General features: G+C 37.1%; 14 protein-coding genes and 1 pseudogene. 2 read left to right on the forward strand and 13 right to left on the reverse strand.

Annotation, left to right across the window (positions count from 1 at the left end; genetic code table 11):
- Positions 1-12: 12 nt before the first annotated feature.
- The 13 genes and pseudogenes from JCM9140_RS24165 to JCM9140_RS08875 all read right to left on the reverse strand — a co-directional run bounded on the left by JCM9140_RS24165 (position 13) and on the right by JCM9140_RS08875 (position 19,127).
- The gene (locus JCM9140_RS24165) at positions 13-2,028 is read right to left on the reverse strand and encodes a response regulator transcription factor (RefSeq protein WP_201769717.1); all 2,016 of its coding nucleotides are present in this window, start codon (positions 2,026-2,028) and stop codon (positions 13-15) included.
- 110 nt (positions 2,029-2,138) lie between these two features.
- Entirely contained in the window at positions 2,139-3,995 is a 1,857-nt protein-coding gene (locus JCM9140_RS08820) for a bifunctional diguanylate cyclase/phosphodiesterase (RefSeq protein ID WP_052002156.1), read from the reverse strand.
- Positions 3,996-4,030: 35 nt separating this feature from the next.
- Positions 4,031-4,372: an STAS domain-containing protein gene (locus tag JCM9140_RS08825; protein WP_156314839.1), complete on the reverse strand. Its 342-nt coding sequence runs from the start codon at positions 4,370-4,372 to the stop codon at positions 4,031-4,033.
- 3 nt (positions 4,373-4,375) lie between these two features.
- Positions 4,376-4,756: an ATP-binding protein gene (locus tag JCM9140_RS08830; protein ID WP_034745084.1), complete on the reverse strand. Its 381-nt coding sequence runs from the start codon at positions 4,754-4,756 to the stop codon at positions 4,376-4,378.
- A gap of 22 nt (positions 4,757-4,778) precedes the next feature.
- Positions 4,779-5,822, reverse strand: a complete 1,044-nt coding sequence (locus JCM9140_RS08835) for a protein-glutamate methylesterase/protein-glutamine glutaminase (protein WP_034745086.1) — start codon at positions 5,820-5,822, stop codon at positions 4,779-4,781.
- Between the two features lie 6 nt (positions 5,823-5,828).
- A complete protein-coding gene (locus JCM9140_RS08840) occupies positions 5,829-6,635 on the reverse strand; it encodes a CheR family methyltransferase (protein WP_034745088.1) in 807 nt (268 codons plus the stop codon).
- Positions 6,636-6,694: 59 nt separating this feature from the next.
- The gene (locus JCM9140_RS08845; protein WP_052002157.1) at positions 6,695-10,417 is read right to left on the reverse strand and encodes a methyl-accepting chemotaxis protein; all 3,723 of its coding nucleotides are present in this window, start codon (positions 10,415-10,417) and stop codon (positions 6,695-6,697) included.
- 30 nt (positions 10,418-10,447) lie between these two features.
- Positions 10,448-13,030: a chemotaxis protein CheW gene (locus JCM9140_RS08850; protein ID WP_034745090.1), complete on the reverse strand. Its 2,583-nt coding sequence runs from the start codon at positions 13,028-13,030 to the stop codon at positions 10,448-10,450.
- 13 nt (positions 13,031-13,043) lie between these two features.
- The gene (locus JCM9140_RS08855) at positions 13,044-13,487 is read right to left on the reverse strand and encodes a chemotaxis protein CheW (RefSeq protein WP_034745092.1); all 444 of its coding nucleotides are present in this window, start codon (positions 13,485-13,487) and stop codon (positions 13,044-13,046) included.
- A gap of 231 nt (positions 13,488-13,718) precedes the next feature.
- Entirely contained in the window at positions 13,719-15,185 is a 1,467-nt protein-coding gene (locus tag JCM9140_RS08860; protein ID WP_034745095.1) for a PAS domain-containing protein, read from the reverse strand.
- Between the two features lie 158 nt (positions 15,186-15,343).
- A pseudogene (locus JCM9140_RS08865) lies at positions 15,344-17,075 on the reverse strand (ABC transporter ATP-binding protein).
- A gap of 500 nt (positions 17,076-17,575) precedes the next feature.
- A complete protein-coding gene (locus JCM9140_RS08870; protein ID WP_034745097.1) occupies positions 17,576-18,076 on the reverse strand; it encodes a GNAT family N-acetyltransferase in 501 nt (166 codons plus the stop codon).
- Between the two features lies 1 nt (position 18,077).
- Positions 18,078-19,127, reverse strand: a complete 1,050-nt coding sequence (locus JCM9140_RS08875) for a glutathione S-transferase family protein (protein WP_034745137.1) — start codon at positions 19,125-19,127, stop codon at positions 18,078-18,080.
- 212 nt (positions 19,128-19,339) lie between these two features.
- On the opposite strand from JCM9140_RS08875, the gene JCM9140_RS23130 reads away from it, so the two are divergent.
- Both JCM9140_RS23130 and JCM9140_RS08880 read left to right on the forward strand, forming a co-directional pair.
- Entirely contained in the window at positions 19,340-19,426 is an 87-nt protein-coding gene (locus JCM9140_RS23130; RefSeq protein WP_156314841.1) for a YjcZ family sporulation protein, read from the forward strand.
- 106 nt (positions 19,427-19,532) lie between these two features.
- Positions 19,533-20,261: an aspartate/glutamate racemase family protein gene (locus JCM9140_RS08880; protein WP_034745099.1), complete on the forward strand. Its 729-nt coding sequence runs from the start codon at positions 19,533-19,535 to the stop codon at positions 20,259-20,261.
- The last annotated feature ends 25 nt before the right edge of the window (positions 20,262-20,286 follow it).

A 20,286-nucleotide genomic window follows, 5' to 3' on the forward strand; every position in this document is an offset into this window, starting at 1 on the left:
GGAGCTCTTCATTTATTCTTGACCATATTTAATTCTATAAATCTTAGCCATTGCTTGTATCCTGTCTGTAACATTCAGTTTTTTATAAATACTTGTAACATGGTTTTTTACCGTATGCACACTAATTCTTAGAAAATCAGCAATTTCCTGATTGTTCAAGCCTTCTAATATAAGGTTGAGGATTTCCTGTTCTCGTTGCGTGATTGGCAATTTTTTAATAACTGATTTCAAGTTAGATAATGCTTCAATATCATCTACGTTTAACTGAATGCTTTCTTGATTTCGTTGACTCTTTGGTGAGTTTCTAAAAACGAATGAATAAGTGGCTTCACACTTTTCTAATATAATAGGTTCTAAGATTGTTAATGTTTGACCCTCTTGTTTTTTAAGTAAATGGCTATAAAGATACCAAATAATTTGCTCTTTTGTGTCATAGCTCCATTTATCGGTTTTATTTTGTTCCATTTGATGCAATACATGCAATAGATCAAATTCTCTAGATGGAGGTAAAAGTTTCTTTAAGAAATCAAAGCGATACGGCATCACTTTACATACATTCACTAAACATTCCATGGTAGATGAGTCAAAACCCAACTCAGGACCAATTCTTTTGACGAATTTCAATGCTTTTACCGTTAAAGCATAGGACGTTTCATCAAATTCCTTCATGCTTTCTTGTAGAACATCAAACAGATTAGAAGATATTTTGGATTCCTCGCTTATATGAACTAGACTTGACTGCTGAATCATACTTTGAACAATACTTAAGAATTCAAGCATTGGCTCAATACTTGAACGATCTGCAAACGAAACGGACAACACACCATAAAGTTGATTGTCTCTAAAAATAGGTTGATGGACCAATGGACCGTCTATAATGGTCTCAATACTCTCATGCTTCTTTACATCTGTCCATTTCTCCAATGCCTTTTCGTAACGCATCAGTAGATCGTCTTGTTTCTGTCCTCTAATAAGTTGATCTTTATTTATAGATGTAAAGTATACTAATTCACCATAATTTAGTGATAGAAAAAAATCTAAGATAAGATAGACAACATGTTTGTATTCATATGGTTTCGAAGTGATTGTGAGTAATTCCATTAACCGACTAGTTGTGCCTTGAACAGTTAATAGTTTCTCATTTTGTTGGCGTACCTGTTCTTTTTCTATTAGAATTTTAGCAGCCATGTTCAACACATTCATCACTTCAGTACTACAAAAATCCGTCTTCTTCCCACCACCAAAATAAAGCCTCACTACTTCATCCTTCACTATTAATGGAAAAACAAAAACTTCCGAAGGTGTGAGGTTAAATTGGTGAAAATAATTGGCTTGATACAAATCACCGTTTTCTCTCCAATGTAACCTCTTACCTGTTACAACTACTTTTCCTAACATTCCTTCTCCAATAAAAAAGGATTTATGTTTAAGTTCTTGATAATCCTTGCCTCTAACAACTTCTATAACAAATTTTTCATCCTCATTTTTAGAAGCGTAAGCAAGAAATTCTACGTGAGTATTCTCAATGACTTGATCAAAAAAAGTAGAAACGATATGATACACATCATCATATTCCAATAAGTCTTTTTGAAAATTAGTTAGAGACTGAATTAGTTTGCTTGCTGTCATGGCTTTTTTATCTCCAACTGCAGCAAATCCAACTAGTTCAAACAACATAGCTAACTTTTCTAGTAAATCGGCCAATTCATAGCCGTTATCCTTTGTTTGAATGGGTCCTGCTACAATACAAAACTCACCTTCGCTAGCAGAAAACAGTGGTGTAACACCAAAACGCTTATTTTCAAAGCAACTTCCATCATAAACTGTTACAACAGTTGGCTTTTTAATTGTCTGTCCCGTTTTTAACACTTCTTCAATAAATAACGATGATTCATTATGTAACTCTTCGTATTTTGAAAAAGAATCATCATTTCCTCTATTTATAAATCTCCCATTCGTATTGACCAAAAATAGAGGTAAGCCTATTTTGACGGAATAGTTAATAAGAAATTGTTGAATCTTTTCCATATGCAACTTTTCCATCCCTTCATATGTCTTCTTAAATATATATCGGGTGAATTCCTCATTTGTTCACTGGAAAATCCACCCTCAAAAAAGAAGAACCTGAAGTACATAATTCATTCCCATTTAATCGATTCTTTTAAATCAATCCACCGCTGCAGTTGCTGCTCAACTTCCCTGTTTGACATCGGTTTACTAAAGTAAAAACCTTGAAGAAAATGACACCCTTCATCCTTTAATACCTTTACTTGCTGGACATTTTCGACACCTTCAGCAACTAGGTCCATGTTCAACGATTTGCCCATTTCAATAATGGCCTTAACAATAGCACGATCTTGGTTATCCATAACAATATCTTTTACAAACGAGCGGTCAATTTTGATTGTTTTAATAGGAAATTGCTTTAAATAGGATAAAGATGAATAACCTGTTCCAAAATCATCGATCGCAACCCGAATCCCCATTTCATTTAAAGTCGTTAAAATACAATGGGTTTCTTTTACATTATGAATGAGCATCCCTTCGGTTATTTCTAAATTCAAGAATTGGGGTTTTATTCCTGACTTTCGTATTGCTTTCTTCACTGCATTAATAATAATCCCTGGTTTAAATTGGACAGGTGAAATATTAACAGAAACAGTTACAGGTGGTAACCCTTTTTTAACCCACTCCATTTGTTGCATACAAGCCTTTATTAAAATGACTTCCCCTAAAGGAATGATCAAATCGGTATCCTCAAGTATCGGAATAAATTCAGCTGGCGAGACCACACCAAATTCTGGATGCTCCCATCGTAATAACGCCTCCACTCCTTCAATTTGTTTTGTCCGAACATTGACTTGCGGCTGATAATACAAGGCAAATTCATCTCGTTCAATCGCAGAACGCAAATCATTTTCTAACACGATTTGTCTTGAATAATTGATGTGTTGCTGACTTTCTTGATAATAGACAGCTTGATTTAGCCCTTCTTTTTTTGCTTGTTTTAAAGCTAATTCCGCTTTTTCAAGTAATGAATGAACGTTCAATCCATCAATCGGGTATTCAGAAATGCCAATACTAACCGTTAGTGGAAACTTATGATCATTGATATGCCAAGGTTTTTTAAAAATAGAAAAAATCCCTTCCACTTTCCTTTTTATATCAGCGGCTTCCTTGTACGTGCAAAATAAAACAAACTCATCAGAATCAATTCTACTTAAAATACCATTTTCTCCTATAAAATGATGTAGCTCTTGAGCGAGCTTTTTTAAGATCATGTCTCCTACTTGCTGACCAAATGAACCGTTTAACATTGTAAACCGATCACAATCTATATAAAGAAAAGCAAATGACTCATTTACTGTCATTACTTGCTCAATGTGTCTGTTTATTTTCGAATACAAATAGTCTCTATTTGGCAATCCCGTTAATCGGTCAAGCATTTTAGATTGTTGATCACGTCTATACTTCGTAATAATTAATCCAAAAGTCTTTGAAAAATAGGATAATCTTTCTAGCAAAGCTTTTGATAACTGATTACTAGTTTGCTGTGAAATACACAACACGCCAACCATTTCATCTTCTGAAACAACTGGAAGCAACCATATTGTATTAATCTCTATATTCGTTCGCTTGTCCCTATTCTTTATTTTCTCTTCTACATCCTTTAGAACAACCAATTTTTTTGATTCAATGACTTCAAAGAGTAATCCTTTTTCTACTAATTTCATTGTAAATGTTACAGGTAGAGATGGACTAGCTCCAAGGTTTACTTTGCCACTTTCTGAATCAATCAAAACAATTGAACAAAACGCCTCTAATAATTGGCTTTCTATCGTGCTACATAATTTTGCAAGAACACGCGTCATGGATGACCCTTTTGCTAGTGCTTTAAAAGCATCAAGCTCCTCTTTTAGTAATACAGCGCTTTCTTTGAGATCTTTACTGTCTTGTAACGGAGAAAGTGGGAATATCCGTTTATTCTCCTCCATATGTTTTCTCCTTTACTCTTAGTAGGTTTTGAACTTCACAACACTTCTAAATAATACTCCTCCGCCTCTTCCACCGTTTGAAAAAGTTCCATAAATGTTGAAAATTTAACAATTTCAAAGATTTCACTTATCGGAGGATTAACTCCTGCAATAACAAGCTCTTTATTGCTTTTCTTTGCATTCATCGCTGCATGAGCAATGATTCCTAGTGCTGCACTATTCAAATAAGAAACTTTTGTTAAATCTAAAATAAGGAATTTCTCTGCTTCGTCTAAAAAAACTTCCATGTTTTCTTTAAATTCATCTGCATTTTTAATTGTAATTTCTTTATCAACCTGAAGAATACTTAATAAGTTTTTCTTAATTAATCGCATCATTTTTTAGTTTTTTTCCTTTCTCATATATAACGTTACATATTCAGATTCTTGTTTTACTTCGACTCTATCTAATAAGTTCATTATCAATGTAAGCCCTCTTCCTCTTAACTCCTTATTCACGGCACTTTTTTCTACTAACGTGAAATATCCTCCTTTTTGCTTTACAATCATCTCAAAAAAATCCTTTTGAATGTTCCATAGCAAATGAAAAGAAGCAATTTTTCTGCTTTGACAATATTCAAAGGCATTCATACATGCCTCTTCTGTTACCAATTGTAACTTTAATACTACATCATAAGAAAAACCAGCTTTCTCTGCTAATTTTTCTGTATATTTCATGGCATCATAAATATCATCTTTGTTTACAATTTCTTTCTCTAACATGTTGTTTTCTCGCTTTCTTAAGTTAGTCTAGATAAAGAAAGTGCATAATCTCATCATACATTTCAGGTAATGGAACTTGCTTGTCCACTAGCCCCGCTTCAAAAACTACTTTTGGCATTCCGTAGACGATACAAGTTTCTTCTGATTCTGCTAATAAAGTCCCCCCAAACTGCTTTACTTTTCTACCGCCCCTTAATCCGTCATCTCCCATCCCAGTTAAAATAACTGTGAGAAGTTGATTTTTGCTTAATTCAGCAACTGAGAGCAACGTAACATCAACAGATGGCTTATATAAAGTCTCAATTGGAGCAGATATTTTTAATTTCACTTGATAGTGATTCGAAGTGGTTTTTTGTATGGTCGTTTGTAGTCCAGCTGGAGCAATATAAATCGTTCCTGCTTCTAAAATATCATGGTGTTCTGCTTCTTTAACTTGTAAAGAGCACAGTCCATCAAACCTCTCGGCAAGTGGTTTCGTAAATCCAGGGGGCATATGTTGAATAACAACGATTGGAATCGAGAAATCACTAGGAAACCTAGTTAAAATAGACTGCAAAGCAGAAGGACCTCCCGTCGAGCTTCCAATGATCAGTAAATTCTTATTCATTTGTTCTTTTAATATCAAATCTTCTTTTAAGATTGTCGGCTTTGTCTTTACAGCTACTATTTTGGGTAGTTTAGCATTAGCTGCTGTAACTAAACGATTATGAACCTCTTCTAGTGCCTTTTCTGTAATGTCTTTGATTAATGTTTCCTTTACTAGAAAGTCAACGGCCCCTAATTCAAAAGCTTCTAATGTAGAGTCAGCTCCATTGCTTAGCATGACGACTGGCACTGGACATTCTTCCATGATCTTTTCAAGAGCACTCAATCCATTTAATTCTGGCATTTCAATATCCAGTGTAACAATGGCTGGTTTAAGACGCTTTATTTTTTCTATGGCATCTATACCATTTCTTGCCTTACCTATTACAAATAAATAAGGGCTCATTTCAATCAAACCACTGATCGTTTTTCTCATAAAAGCAGAGTCATCTACGACAAGTACACCATATTGTTTCGTCATTATCTGCTACTCCTTCCGATAATAGAAAGTCCCGTTTGTACTTATCGTCTCAAATCCAATGCCCATGTTTGAAATCGTTTCAGCATGCCCTAAAAACAAGACACCACCCTTTTTTAACGAATGATAGAAAGAACTAGCTACTTTTTTTACAGTCTCAGTATTAAAATAGATCAAAACATTACGGCAAAAAATCACATCGTACTCTTGCCTTCTTCCCATATTTGTCTCATCTAATAAATTCAAATATTGAAACTCAACCATATTCTTTACTTTAGGATTAAGTGCATATTTGTCAGGGTGCTCAGTGAAATATTGTTTCAACCAATGTTCAGGCATTCTTCGAAAAGACAAGGAATGTTTACTATACACACCTTGTTCGGCCGTATGCAGAACTCGTTTACTAATGTCTGTTCCAACAATTTGTACAGTTCGAGATAATTGGTGGGGGGAATCAAGTGTTGTCATAGCAAGAGAATATGGTTCTTCTCCTGTCGAACAAGCCGCACTCCATACCTTAATCGGTTGTTGGCTATCCTTTTCTTGTAAACTAGGTAAAACAATTTCCTGATAGACTGATAATTGCTTATCTTCTCTAAAAAAATAGGTTTCATTGACAGTTAAGATTTCAACTAGTACTTCCCATTCTGTCGGATGTTGCTCGATGTACTTTATATAATTATATAAAGATATATTACCTAAGTCTTGCAATCTCTTTGTTACCTTTGATTGAAGAGATGGCAAGTTATCAAGGTAGTTTAATCCACAATAGTTATAGACGATTTGCCCTAACTGATTTAGCGCATAGTGTTCCATTCTAATTCTCCCTTTTGTTGAAAAAACCGTTGAGCGCCACTCAACGGTCTCCTCAAAAATTACTTAACTGCTTGAATGAGCGAATGCAATTCTGTTTTCTTTTCTCTCATGTTTTTTGCAAAGGTTTGAACATTATCCATGTCGTTTCCACTTTTAGAAAATAATCCATTAACCTCTTTTATCGTTCTCGTAATTTCTTTCACTTCATCCTCTTGTTCTTTCGTTGCTTGTAACACATCATCCGATTGTTCTTTCACATTTTCTATCATCTTTACAACTTTATCACTATCACTCGTTAACCCTTTAGTAGCTTGGGATACATTGCTCATTTGAGTACCGATATTTGTTAAGCTTTTCACGACTTCCTCGACTCCAACTGCTTGTTCTTTCGTCGAATCCGTTACAAACTCAGCTTGATTCGTAATATTTTCAATGATGGAAACAATTGCACTTGATTCACTTGCTTGCTGTTCCATCGCTTGAGTAATTTGCAACATTTGCTCCTTCGTGTTTCTCACTTCAGAAGCAACTTCCTCAGCCCCACCTGCTTGCTCCACTGTTGCCTTTGTGACTAATTCGGCTTGGTCTGTTACATTCTGAATCGATTGAACGATGCTATCTGCTTGTTTTGCTTGTTCCGTTGTTGCTTGTGATACTTGCTTCACTTGCTCACGAGCTTCTGAAACCCCAGCAATGATCTCATCAACACTTGATGCTTGTTCAATAACAGCTGTTGTCACTTGACTTGCTTGATTGGTAACATTTTCAACCGCTTTGACAACTTCTTGGGCTTGTCTAGCTTGTTCTTCTGTCGCAACTGTAATTTGCTTTACTTGTTCCCTTGCGTTGGCAACCCCACGAATAATTTCTTTCGTGCTTGCACGCTGTTCATCAGTTGCTTGTTTCACTTGTTCTGCTTGACTCGTTACATTTTGCATCAATTTAACAATTAAACCGGCTTGTCTGGTCTGCTCTTGTGTTGCTGATGTTACCTGTACCACTTGCTCTCTTGCATTCACAACACTTTTAATAATCTCTTCCACTCCAGCTGCCTGCTCTTTCATAGCTTCCTTAACTTGATTTGTTTGACTAACCATGCTTGTCACTTCAGTACTAATCGATTGACTTTGTTTTGCTTGTTCTTCAGCTGCACCAGAAATTTGTTTCACTTGTTCTCTTGCGTTTCTTACACCTGAAATGATTTCTTCAACTGCTAGTGTTTGTTCTTTCGTTGCAGTTGTAACAAGTTCAGCCTGATTCGTTACACCTTGAACTAACGAGACCACACTCCGCCCCTGTTCTGCCTGCACTTCTGTTGCCGTTGTAATTTGCTTTACTTGTTCACGTGCATTAGTTACTCCTTGAATAATTTCATCTACACCTGCAACCTGTTCTTTAACCGCTTGAGTCACTTGTTCGACTTGAACAGTCATACTGCTTACTGACTGCTCAATTTGTTGGGCTTGAATGGCCTGCTCTTGTGTTGCGTCTGTTATTTGCTTCACTTGATCTTTAGCATTGTTCGCACCTTTTATGATTTCTTCTACTCCAGCTGTTTGTTCAGTTGTCGCTTGCGTGACTTGTTTGGCCTGCTCCGTTACATTTTCTATCGATTTGACAATGTCTTGAGACTGCTTTGCTTGTTCAGAGGTCGCAGTTGTAATCTGAGAAACTTCATTTGTGATATTCTCTACACCGGAAACAATTTGATCAATTGCACCTCGTGCTCTTGTTGATAATTTATTTCCATGTTCTACTTTTTCTTCTCCAACCTCAATTGCTTTAATGGCATCTGTTGTTTCTCCTTGAATCCCTTTAATCAACCCTGCAATTTCCTTCGTCGCTGAAGCTGTTCTTTCTGCAAGCTTTCTAACCTCATCAGCGACGACACTAAATCCTTTACCATGTTCTCCTGCTCTAGCCGCTTCAATCGCTGCATTCAAGGCTAGTAAATTCGTTTGTTCTGCAATATCATCAATTACTTCAATGATGCTTCCAATTTCATCAGAGCTCTTTCCTAGGCTTTGCATCACTTGTGAAGCTCTTTGCACAACTTCCCCAATCTCCTTCATCCCTTCAACTGATTCATGTACGGCTTCACGACCATTTTGGGCATCTTGTGTCACTGAAATCGTCAATTGATTTACGTTTTCCGCATTCCCTGCTACTTGTTGAATCGATGCGGCCATTTCTTGGATAGCATCATTTGTGTCTGTAGCTGATTGAGTTAAGCTAGCCGCATTAACCGACACCCCTCTAATCGATTTCCCCATTTGTTCAATAGAGGCGGATACTTGTTCAACTGAGCTCGCTGTACTTTGTGCATTACCGGCTACTTGTTGTACCGATGCCGCCATTTCTTGAATAGAGGCGGATACTTCTATTGTTGATTGGTTTAGAGTGTCGGCATTTTGGGAAACACCTCGCACTTGGCTTCCCATTTCTTCAATGGCAGCTGATACTTCCTCTACCGAACTTGCTGTGCTTTTGGCATTTCCTGCTACTTGTTCAATAGAAGACGCCATTTCCTGAACAACCTCACTTGTGTTTTTAGCAGCATCTGTTAAATTTTCTGCATTGGCCGCTACTCTTTTAATGGAACTGCCCATTTGTTCAATCGAAGCTGAAATTTGTTCGACAGAGCTTGCTGTACTTCCAGCATTGCCAGCAACTTGCTGAATTGAAGCTGCCAATTCTTCAACGGATGCACTTGTTGATTCAACCGATACAGACAACACTTCAGCATTTCCTGCTACTCCTTTCACTTGGCTACCCATCTCTTCTATAGCTGCTGATACTTCTTCTACCGATCCGGTAGTACTAGCTGCATTTTTAGCCACTTGTTCTACAGATGCGGCCATTTCTTGCATACCATCATTCGTCTGTTTCGCTGAGTCTGTTAGGCTTTCTGTATTTTTCCCAACTTGTTCAACCGAAACGGCCATTTCTTCAATTGCTGCTGATACTTCTTCCACTGAAGCAGATGTACTTTTGGCATTTCCTGCAACCTGTTCAATTGAAGCAGCCAACTCTTGAATCACTGCACTCGTATTTTGAGCTGATGACGTTAAACTTTCTGCATTTTGTGAAATCCCTTTGATCGATACGGCCATTTCTTCTATTGAAGCTGAAATTTGTTCCACTGACGCGGCCGTTTTTTGTGAATTACCTGAAACTTGTTGAATCGATGTTGCTAACTCAGTAATAGCATCACTTGAACTTTTCGCTGATTCCGCCAAGCTTTCTGCATTTGTCGCGACTCCAACAATCGATTTACTCATTTGTTCCATAGCGACGGTTATACCTTCAACTGAACTTGTGGTGCTCACTGCATTAGCAGATACTTGTTGAACGGATGCTGCAATTTCTTGGATCGAACTCGTTGCTTCTTTTGCAACTAACGTTAGTAATTCCGCTTTTCCCGATACCCCTTTAATTTGACTAGCCATTTCTTCCATAGCAGCACTTATTTCATCAATAGAATGTGCACTGCTTGTAACATTGCTATCTACCCCTTTAATTGAATCTAATATTCCATCCAATAAGAGAAATGATTTACTTGACGTTTCCCGTAAACTCTCTGTATTTTTGACAACACCTGAAATTGAATTTGATAAATTCGACATCATCGAACCCGTGTCATCTAATGAAGATGCTTGAACACTTTTCCCTTCAGAAATCTGTTTCATCGCTTCCGTTAATTGCATAATTTCCTGTTCTAATTCCATTGTCGTACGTAAAAATTGATCTGTTTGTAATTTTGGTTTAGTAAAAAATCCCATGTATTCTTCCTCCGTTCAAATAAAAGGGTTTTATTGTGATACAACTATTTGATCTTTTGTTTCTGGTAATTCTATTTTTCTTAAAATCTCATTGAATTCGAGTATCAATATAATTCTTTCATTAACCTTGCTAATTCCTTTAATTAAGTTAGAGTGATTGTAACTATTTTCTGCTTTTGGTTTTTCAATTGAACTCATACTTGTTTTTAACACTTGTGTTACTTCGTCTACTAAAAACCCAATATCTTGCTCTTTATGTTCAACAACGATAATTCTTGATTTCTTTGTTCTCACTTGAGACTTAAGGTTGAATCGTTTTCGCAAATCATAGACTGGTAGCATATTCCCCCTTAAGTTGATAATTCCTAATAAATCATCTGAGCTATGAACAACGTTCGTAATATGAGGAACGGAGACGATATCTTTGGCTCTTTGTATCTCAATCGCATATTCCTCCGTATCTAATTTAAATGTAACAAACTGACATTCATCCTCTAACTCTTTCTTCGCATTATGTTCATTACTCTCTATGTCTTGTGTTCCTTGCTCTCTTACAACAGACGATACATCGAGAATTAATGCTACACTTCCATCCCCCATAATGGTTGCACCCGAAATGTAAGGAGGCGATCCTATGTATGGACCAAGTGATTTGATTACAACTTCTTGATTTCCTAACGTCCGGTCTGCAATAATTCCAATACGTTTATCAGCGATTCCTACTACAATGACAAATTCACGTTTTTTCTGCAGTTGTGTAGAGTCGTCACCATGAATTCCTAATTTCTCTTTCATTCTGACAAGTGGAAGAACTCGTCCTCTTACAAGTCCAACTTCTTTCCCTTTAATCATCTGGATCTCTTCATTATTAAGTCGAATAATTTCTAATACGTTAACAAGTGGAATCGCAAATGTTTTGTTTCCAAACTTAACGAGCAAAGACCGAATGATAGCAAGTGTAAGAGGAAGCTTAATGGTAAATGTCGTTCCCATACCTAGCGTCGAATCAATATCAATAATGCCATTAAGCTTTTCAATATGCGCTCTGACAATATCCATTCCAACCCCACGACCTGATATGTCCGTGATTGCTTTTGCTGTTGAAACTCCAGATTTAAAGATAAGAAACATGGCATCTTTATCATTTAATTTGGACGCTTCACCTTCTGAAATCATTCCTTTTTTAATCGCTGACTGCTTTATTTTCTCAATATCGATTCCTTTGCCATCATCTTTAATTGAGATGACAACATGATTTTCTTCATGAGTAGCTCGTAATTCTACCGACCCTTTTTCTGGCTTTCCAAGCCGAGCTCGTTCTTCTGGACTTTCAATTCCATGATCAATCGAGTTTCTTAACAGGTGAATAATTGGATCACTAATTTCTTCAATTAATGTACGATCAAGCTCTGTTTCTTTCCCATACATATGGAAGTCAATTTCTTTATTAGCTTTTTGTGCGGTATCTCTCACCATTCTTGGAAAACGATTAAACAATTGCTCAATTGGCAGCATTCTCGTTTTCATCATGCCTTCTTGCAGCTCTGTGATAACACGACTTAAATGGTTAGTCACTTCGTCTAAAATCTCGATGTCATCTTCTTGCTTTGAATTCACATCATTTAATCTACCTCTAACGTCCACTAACCGCGTTTGGTCAATTACTAGCTCTCCAACAAGATTCATTAAATGCTCTAGTTTATCTACATCTACACGAACAGTTGGGTTAATCTTCGCTTTTGCTTTTGTTGGGGATTTCATCTCATGCTCATCTAAAGTGATTTCCTGCTCTTGTCCAACATCAGACTCTACTCCTACCTCTTCGCCTACTTGTTGGATCTCTTCACCTGTCATGGCTTTCAGTTCGATACTAGCAATCTCAGAGATTTGATGGATGACCTCATAGACTTCTTCCTTTGCATGCAGTGTTAATAAAACGAAGCTTAGTCTACCATTTAAGATATCCTCGTTTTCCATTTCTTCTATGGAAGGAGTTGCTGCAATGATTTCACCAACTTCTTTTAAATTATTATAGATAAGAAACGCCCTAACACTTTTCATTAATGACTCTTCATAAAGCTTTAAAGAAATAAGAAACACATGATGTCCTAACTCTATTCCTTTTATCAGAGCATTTTGTTGGAACTCATCAAGCTGCGGATACGTCATCTCAATAGGCTTTTCTTCTCGTTGTTTTTTTATATCATCCACCTGAACCAATGGGTTTGTACCTTCATAGACTTTTTGTAATTTATTTATTTGATCATCTATTTTTACTGACTCAAGTTGTCCATCGATAATAGCGCCTTTCATTACTTTAATAAAATCAATGCTTTCAAACATGATATTTATCAATTCAGAAGTGACTGTTATATTTCCATGTCTCACTTGATCAAAAATATTTTCTAGATGATGAGTAAACTCCTTCATTTGTTCAAAACCCATCGACGCAGACGATCCCTTTAATGTGTGAGCTGCTCTGAAAATATTTTGTATCGTCTCGCTGTTTTGAGGGTTTCCTTCTAAAATAAGAATCTCATCATCTAACACTTGTAATTGTTCATCTACCTCATCTAAAAAGACCCCCAAATAGGCTGACAAGTCAAAATCCATCTCTCTACACCTCCTATCCTACTTGTTCAAATTCGTATAACACTTTTTTAAGGTCTAAAATACCAATCACTTGTCCATCTAGTTTGGCAAAACCGTTAAAGATCTCCTCTTTCAACGTTTGTCCCGGAGTTGGTTCCACATTCTCCTCTTCAAACTTTGTAACCATTCGTACTTCTTCTACGATTAAGCCAATGTTTTCACTTTCTCCCTGAACGATAACAACTCGGTTCTTTTTATGTTTTTTTGGGACTTTTAAATCAAACCGTTTATGTAAGCTTATAACTGGAATGATACTCCCTCTAAGATTGATAACTCCCTCAATCATTTCATTGATACCAGGAACACTCGTAATGGTTGGAACTCTTAAAATCTCTACAACTTCTTCAATAGATAATGAATAAAGCTGCTGATTTACCGAAAAAACAACAAACTGTTCTCCTCTTCGATGCTCTGTCAACTTGAACCCTCCTTACTCTTGGGTTGTTTACTATACTCACATTATCGTAGGTTATTATACCTACGTCTATTGGAACAGATTCCTATTTTTTGCGCTTTTACTTTACTTTTCGACAAAGATAATCCTGTGATTCTAGAAATAGGATAGTCATTGAGTCCTAGCCTTCGAAATATAGGAATGCATTCCTATAAAAAAGCTATTTAAAAGGTCATATTTGACCTTTTAAATAGCTCAATGCAATTTCATGTGGATGAGTGTAATATCATCTTCTAGCTTGTCTAACCTAAAGAATGTTTCTGCTTTTCTCATGGACTTTTCATTTATCTCCATTTCAGCCAACATCTCCTTCGTAACAGCCAAATTCTCTAATACCCCATCGGTATATAAAATGATTTCTGAATCCTTATCAAAGTGAAAACTTTCTTCTTCATACACGTGATCTTTCAATAAACCGACTGGAATCGAGTTGGAGCTATGAAAGTCAACTTGTTCCTTGTTTTTAACAATAAAACTCGGGTGACCCGCATTTACATAGTGGACTTTTTTAGCCTTTGTATCAACTAACAAGTAAGTACAGCTAAAATACGGTTTCATAATTGATTCTTCAAACGTTTCATCTAAAAATGTAAACATGTGATCATTCAACCGATCGAGAAAGTCTTTCGGATGATACACATTGCTTTCCATAAGAAAAAGATATTTTGTATTAAATGCAAGCGTCAGAAGGGAAGCTGTTATGCCATGTCCCATTACATCCATTATAAATACAGAATAAAGGTGATCATCAAGCTTCGTCCATTTATATAAATCTCCTCCTAAATGACGGCACGCATGATTATAACCACAAATTGAAATCTTCTCGTCCGTAACAGGTTTACTAAACAAACCTTCCTGTAGTCGTCTTGCCACGAAGATATCTTGTTTCATTTCAATCTCATTTCTTTTTCTATCTGTTATATCCTGCTGAATCCCTATAAAGTGAGTCACTTCCCCTTCATCATTTCTTACAGGATTAATCGATAGCTCATTCCAAAATGGGCTTCCATCTTTTTTATAATTAAGAATTTCTGTCTGTAACTGAACCTCATTTTTAATTGCTTCACGAATAAGCTTAATGGTATTAGGATCGGATTTTTCCCCTTGTAGAAATCGACAATTCCTTCCTATAATTTCCATTGGTACATAACCTGTTAACACGCGAAATCCTTTGTTCACATAAACGATAGGGTTATCTTCTTTCATAGCATTTGTTATGATAATGCCAACGCGGGAATTTTCTATTGCCTCAAAATAAAGCTTATTCTTTTTAAGTAGCGTTTCCATTTTTTCTTCAAACTGATATTCTTGATACATATCTCTGAACACAAGTAACAAGAAAGGCTTCTCTTTAGGGTACAATCTAGGAACAATTGTATACGCTCTCTTTTTCTTCATTGAATCAACAAGTGTTAATTCAAAAGGTGTGTTCATAGACTCTGAAATAAGAGTTGGAAAAACATCAGCTACGTACTTCTTTGATGTTTTAGTGAAAATGGGTACCTCAGATAAGTGCTTTCCAACTACCACTTTCTTTTTATGACCGGTAACCTTTGTAAAGGTTTCATTCACATAAGTAACTATTCCGTCCATATTAACAGTTAAAAGCACATCAGGAGAATCATTAATTATCTCAAAAAAGTTTATATTAGACACTGTCATTATGAATCACCTTTCATCGCAGGCTTAAGTAGTGTTCTATGTCTTTTTAAATGATAACCTTATTTAGTATGGATTGCATCCATAGAAATTATTTTATTTTTATCGGATATATTAGAATAATTTTTCTGACAAAAAATATTTGAAAATGCAAAAAGCAGCTACGTCAACTGCTGCTCCGCAAACTCTCGATACAAACGATGGGACTTAACTAACTCCTGATGTGGTCCAATCCCTGTCACTTTTCCTTTTTCAATAAATACAATGTGATCAGCATCTACAATCGTAGACAAACGATGAGCAATCACAAAAGTGGTTCGCCCCTCCATTAACCGTGCTAATGCTTGCTGAACAACTCCTTCTGATTGGCTATCTAACTGGCTGTTGCTTCATCGAGCATAAGGATTTTCGGATCTCGTAAAAAAGCACGGGCAATAGCAATCCGCTGCCTTTGTCCCCCAGAGAGCTTTATACCTCGTTCCCCTACTTCTGTATCAAGCCCCTTTTCAAAAGAAGAAATAAATTGATCGGCATACGCATTTTAGCTACATTCCAAAGCATATCATCCGTTATGTCCTCTTTATACTCCAACCCATAACATAAATTATCACGAATTGTCCCGGCCATCATCGCACTTTCTTGAGAGACATAACCAATCTGACTTCGCCAAGATTTTAATGAAATTTCCTTAATGGGTACTTCTCCAATCCGTATTTCACCAGAGGTTGGTTCATAAAAACGCTCCAATAAACCAAACATCGTCGTTTTTCCCCCACCACTCGGCCCCGCAAAGGCAATCATTTGTCCTGGCTCAGCGGAAAATGAAACATTCTCCAATACAGATTCAGCTTCTCCATACGAAAACGAAACATTTGATACGTGAACTGATTTATTCGTAATATCAATTTCTTTCCCATTCTTTTCTTCTTCAGATGGCAAATCTAAAATCTTAATAATCCGTTCCGTTGCCCCTTTTGCTTTTTGAAGCTGTGTGAAAAATCTCGCAAAGGAAGTTAGTGGCATAATAATTTGAAACAAATAAAGCAAAAAAGCAACAAGGGAACCTGTTGTCATCGTTCCATTTGCAACCCGAATTCCACCGTACCCAATGATCATCACTATGACTGCCATCACAACGACATACATTAGAGGAGCAATAATAGCAAAAATACGAGCTTCTTTTAATCCGTACGAAAGCAAACGCTCAATTCCAGCAAATCCATTTTTCTTCTCAAAGCGCTCGGCATTAGAGGATTTCATTAAACGAATTTCTCCTAAGGTTTGTTGGATAGCTCCTGAAAATTGTGCCGTTTCATCTTGAAGACCTCGTGAAATTTTCGCCATCCTTCTTCCTAATGGAATCATAATCATCATCATAACTGGTACGGAAATCAGCATGAGTAGCGTCATTTTCCAATCCATGAACATTAATATGGTAACAGCACCAATAATGGAGATAAACCCCGTAACAAATTGAGGAAAATGATCAGAAATCAACTGACGTATGATACTTGTATCGTTCACTACACGACTCACTGACTCCCCGCTTGTATTTTGATCAAAATACGAAACAGGCAAATGAAGCATTTTCACCCACACCATTCCTCTTAACCTTGCAACCACCTTTTGTCCAACAGCTGTTAATAAATATAATGATACCCCGTTTAACACAGCTTGTACGATAAACGCGATGACGATTAAAATTAGGACTGTCCCGCTTACAGCAGCAACCGAAAAACCATCGACTAACTCCCTTGTCAAGATTGGAACGACAAGAGATGCAAGAGTCGTAATGATGCTAGCGAGTAAACCTATCATAAGCCCTTTTTTCGGAATCTTGGTAGATAATACTAATGAATAAAAGGGTTTCATCCCTTGGTTTTCTTCTTTCATCTCTCTTTTCTCCTTTTTCAAACAAACATTTCTTTTCCTATCATACAAAATGGGCTGGTGGAATGAAAGAAAAGCCAACTAATAATAGTTTGTTACGTGATTAAAAAGCGCTAGCCTTGTTGGAAATGGGTAATCAGCCGCAGGGGAATGCACTACGCTTTCCGCGGGTGCCCGGTGAGCCTCCTCGGCTGTCGCCTCCGGGGTCTCACACGTGGGTCACTGGTCCCGCAGGAGTCTCCGTGTCATTCCCCTGCTAGTGTTACTTTTTCATCCTTAAATGTATTTATTTCACAAATATAGTGTAAAGATTAAAAAAGGAAACACCACTCATGAGTTAAAGACATGTTCCTTTTTTCTTTTTATAGAACTAGTACTTTTTGTGCCTCTAGTATAACGGGGTGTTTCCTAGGCCTTCCTCGTTTTTTTCTTCAGCCTACCTCTGTTTACTGAAAAATAGTCCCTGATAGCTTTATCAGGGACTGACTGAAAAATTGTATAAATTATAATTCCAATCGAAACGCCTTTACAATTACTCCATCATTAGCCGGCTCAAAATCATATTTTGGTAAACGCGTAAAGCCCAATTCACCGTATAGTTTAATCGCACTTTTCATAAAATCAGCAGTATGTAATCCGATTGCTTCCAGCCCTTTTTCTTTCGTTCGTCTCATGCATTCCTTAATTAGCGCGGAAGCAACACCTTTCCCTCTAGCTTTTTTAGCAACTGCAAGTAAACGAATTTCAGAGTAGTCAATTTCATCAACCAATCCCTCGTACGCATCGGACTTAGGAGGAAAAAGAGCAACACTGCCGACAATCTCTCCCTCTGTCTCGGCCACAATCAGTTCAACCCCTTCTTGAACATCGGCCTCAGATGAAATGGCTTGTTTCAATGCTTGCCAATGTTCGTCCGTAATTGCTTGTGCATGCTCGCTGTACGCTTCAATTCGTTGCTTACGAATGAAGTCTAATTCACCTGGACGCGCATTACGTATTTCCATTTTATTGGCTCCTTCCATCTATTAAAAATTTCCCATCTTGCTTGCTTAATTTCTCGCGATTATGTGGTGTTTTTAAGACTGATACATCAGGCCCTTTCGGTAAGATATTCACTCCGCCATTTTTTTCAAAAATCGTGATCGAGACATGATAGTGCTTTTTGATCGCATCAATGTCCGTTGTATCTCCAAAACCTGGGGTTTGATACAAATCACGAAGATAGCCCCATAAATGCTCATACTCACGAATGAGATTTCGATTTGTATTAAAGCCGTTATAATAGGCTAGATCAAACCGAACCAACGTCGCATACAACCGTATATCTGAATCCGTAATAAATTCCCCAAATAAAAAGCGTTGTGTAGAAAGACGCTCTTCTAACTTATCCAAACGAGCAAATAAAGTATCAAATGCTTCCTCGTACGCCTCTTGAGAGCGAGCAAATCCGCATTTGTATACACCGTTGTTTACCTCATGGAATATAATTTCGTTTAACTCATCAATGTCATTACGCAAATGCTCAGGATATAGGTTCGGTGCTTCAATTTTATGAAAAGGAGACCATACTGTTTCTAAGTAATTGGTCAATCTAAAATAATCATTGTTTACCGCTTTCTTTGTTTTCAAATCTACCATAACAGGTACAGTGGGGCGACCTGCGTAGGCAGGGTCAGCATTCATATATACTTCACTCACATATTTAATACCAAGTGCAGGATCAATTCCATCTTTGTCTAATGAAAATTCCCAATCAACACGATCAATGTTTGGTCGCATCGGACTAGCTGTACCTAAACTAATGACATTTTCAAGCCCTAAAATCCTTCGGGCAATGACAGAGCGGTGAGCCCATGGGCATGCAGGTGACCACAATAGGCGATAGCGGTCTCTTTCAACTGGGAGTTGGCCCTCTTCGTCTCCAAACGGCGCTGTAAAACGATTTGTCTGTCTTTTAAAAGAACCATCCTTCTCAAATTCCTTTGTCATATTTGTGTCTGCACCTTCTTGTGTCACATTAATTTGACAACTTGCTTGTTGGTCATTTTCTGACATATCCATTCCCCTCTCCTTATCTCATTGTATTAGTCTCAATATACCACGTCACTTCCTTTTTTCAAGTAAAAGACATCCAATTAATAACAGAATTTTTAAATAAATCAATATACATTCGCCTATTTTCAATGAAGTAAGGACACCCGCCCACCCTTTTTTGCCTTTCTCTACATAGGGATATGGTGTACCCACTCAAAAAGGAGGAATTCTTCATGAGTCATGCTACTGGAAATAGTTTTGCGTTAATCGTTGTGTTATTTATCCTACTAGTGATTGTAGGGTCTGCATATATCGTTTAATTGCTGTAGGCAAGGAGCTTTCCAGAGCTTCTTGCCTTTTCTCTTTTTTACAATTTGTACAAACCGTTCATACTAACTAAACGACTAACAAAAAGGAGTTACTTTTATGATATATCATGCACAAAAGGGACAAGTTTTTTATGGTCATACCGTTGGAGTGCTCATGCTCGATAGCTTCGTACCACTTATTCCTGGGGATGTCGGAAACGCTACTACATACACCTACCCAGTTCTATATCGAACGTTAAAAGGGATCACTGCTCAAAAGTTGGTTACCCAAAACGAAGATGTCCTGCAAGAGATGATCTCAAAAGGAAAAGAGCTAGTTAAAGACGGAGCTAAAGCCATTACTGGTGATTGTGGATTTATGTTGTTTTATCAGCATGAATTGCGCAAGGCTTTACAGGTTCCCGTTTTTCTTTCGAGTTTATTGCAATTGCCTTTCATGCTGCACATGGTAACCAAAGATGAGAAAGTAGGGATTATTACGGCTGATTCTACACTACTTGATGAAACATTGTTAAATATGATAGAAGTTCATCCCGAACGTGTCGTTGTTAGCGGATTAGAGGATTCCACTCATTTTTATCAAACTTGCCTTTCTGAAAGTGGAACTTTGGATTCAACAAAAATTGAAAAAGAAGTCGTTTCAGCAGCCGAGAAGATCATCAAGGAAAATCAAAAGGTTAAGGCGATATTGCTTGAATGCAGCTTTCTTCCGCCATACGCGAAAGCTGTTCAACACGCTACCAACATTCCCATTTTTGATTTTGTTTCAATGATTGATTATGTCCATTCTTCTTTTGCCAAGCGTTGTTATGGAGGTTATTTATAATATTATCTGGTCATCCGCCCAAACA

The organism is Halalkalibacter wakoensis JCM 9140 (assembly GCF_000513095.1).
In the GTDB taxonomy this organism is placed as follows: Bacteria; Bacillota; Bacilli; order Bacillales; family Bacillaceae_D; genus Halalkalibacter; species Halalkalibacter wakoensis.

What these genes read in the sequence shown, in the direction of transcription:
- JCM9140_RS24165 (WP_201769717.1), bottom strand. Translation starts at nt 2,028, where the DNA reads ATGGAAAAGATTCAACAATTTCTTATTAACTATTCCGTCAAAATAGGC.
- JCM9140_RS08820 (WP_052002156.1), bottom strand. Translation starts at nt 3,995, where the DNA reads ATGGAGGAGAATAAACGGATATTCCCACTTTCTCCGTTACAAGACAGT.
- JCM9140_RS08825 (WP_156314839.1), bottom strand. Translation starts at nt 4,372, where the DNA reads ATGATGCGATTAATTAAGAAAAACTTATTAAGTATTCTTCAGGTTGAT.
- JCM9140_RS08830 (WP_034745084.1), bottom strand. Translation starts at nt 4,756, where the DNA reads ATGTTAGAGAAAGAAATTGTAAACAAAGATGATATTTATGATGCCATG.
- JCM9140_RS08835 (WP_034745086.1), bottom strand. Translation starts at nt 5,822, where the DNA reads ATGACGAAACAATATGGTGTACTTGTCGTAGATGACTCTGCTTTTATG.
- JCM9140_RS08840 (WP_034745088.1), bottom strand. Translation starts at nt 6,635, where the DNA reads ATGGAACACTATGCGCTAAATCAGTTAGGGCAAATCGTCTATAACTAT.
- JCM9140_RS08845 (WP_052002157.1), bottom strand. Translation starts at nt 10,417, where the DNA reads ATGGGATTTTTTACTAAACCAAAATTACAAACAGATCAATTTTTACGT.
- JCM9140_RS08850 (WP_034745090.1), bottom strand. Translation starts at nt 13,030, where the DNA reads ATGGATTTTGACTTGTCAGCCTATTTGGGGGTCTTTTTAGATGAGGTA.
- JCM9140_RS08860 (WP_034745095.1), bottom strand. Translation starts at nt 15,185, where the DNA reads ATGACAGTGTCTAATATAAACTTTTTTGAGATAATTAATGATTCTCCT.
- JCM9140_RS08870 (WP_034745097.1), bottom strand. Translation starts at nt 18,076, where the DNA reads ATGGAAATACGTAATGCGCGTCCAGGTGAATTAGACTTCATTCGTAAG.
- JCM9140_RS08875 (WP_034745137.1), bottom strand. Translation starts at nt 19,127, where the DNA reads ATGTCAGAAAATGACCAACAAGCAAGTTGTCAAATTAATGTGACACAA.
- JCM9140_RS23130 (WP_156314841.1), top strand. Translation starts at nt 19,340, where the DNA reads ATGAGTCATGCTACTGGAAATAGTTTTGCGTTAATCGTTGTGTTATTT.
- JCM9140_RS08880 (WP_034745099.1), top strand. Translation starts at nt 19,533, where the DNA reads ATGATATATCATGCACAAAAGGGACAAGTTTTTTATGGTCATACCGTT.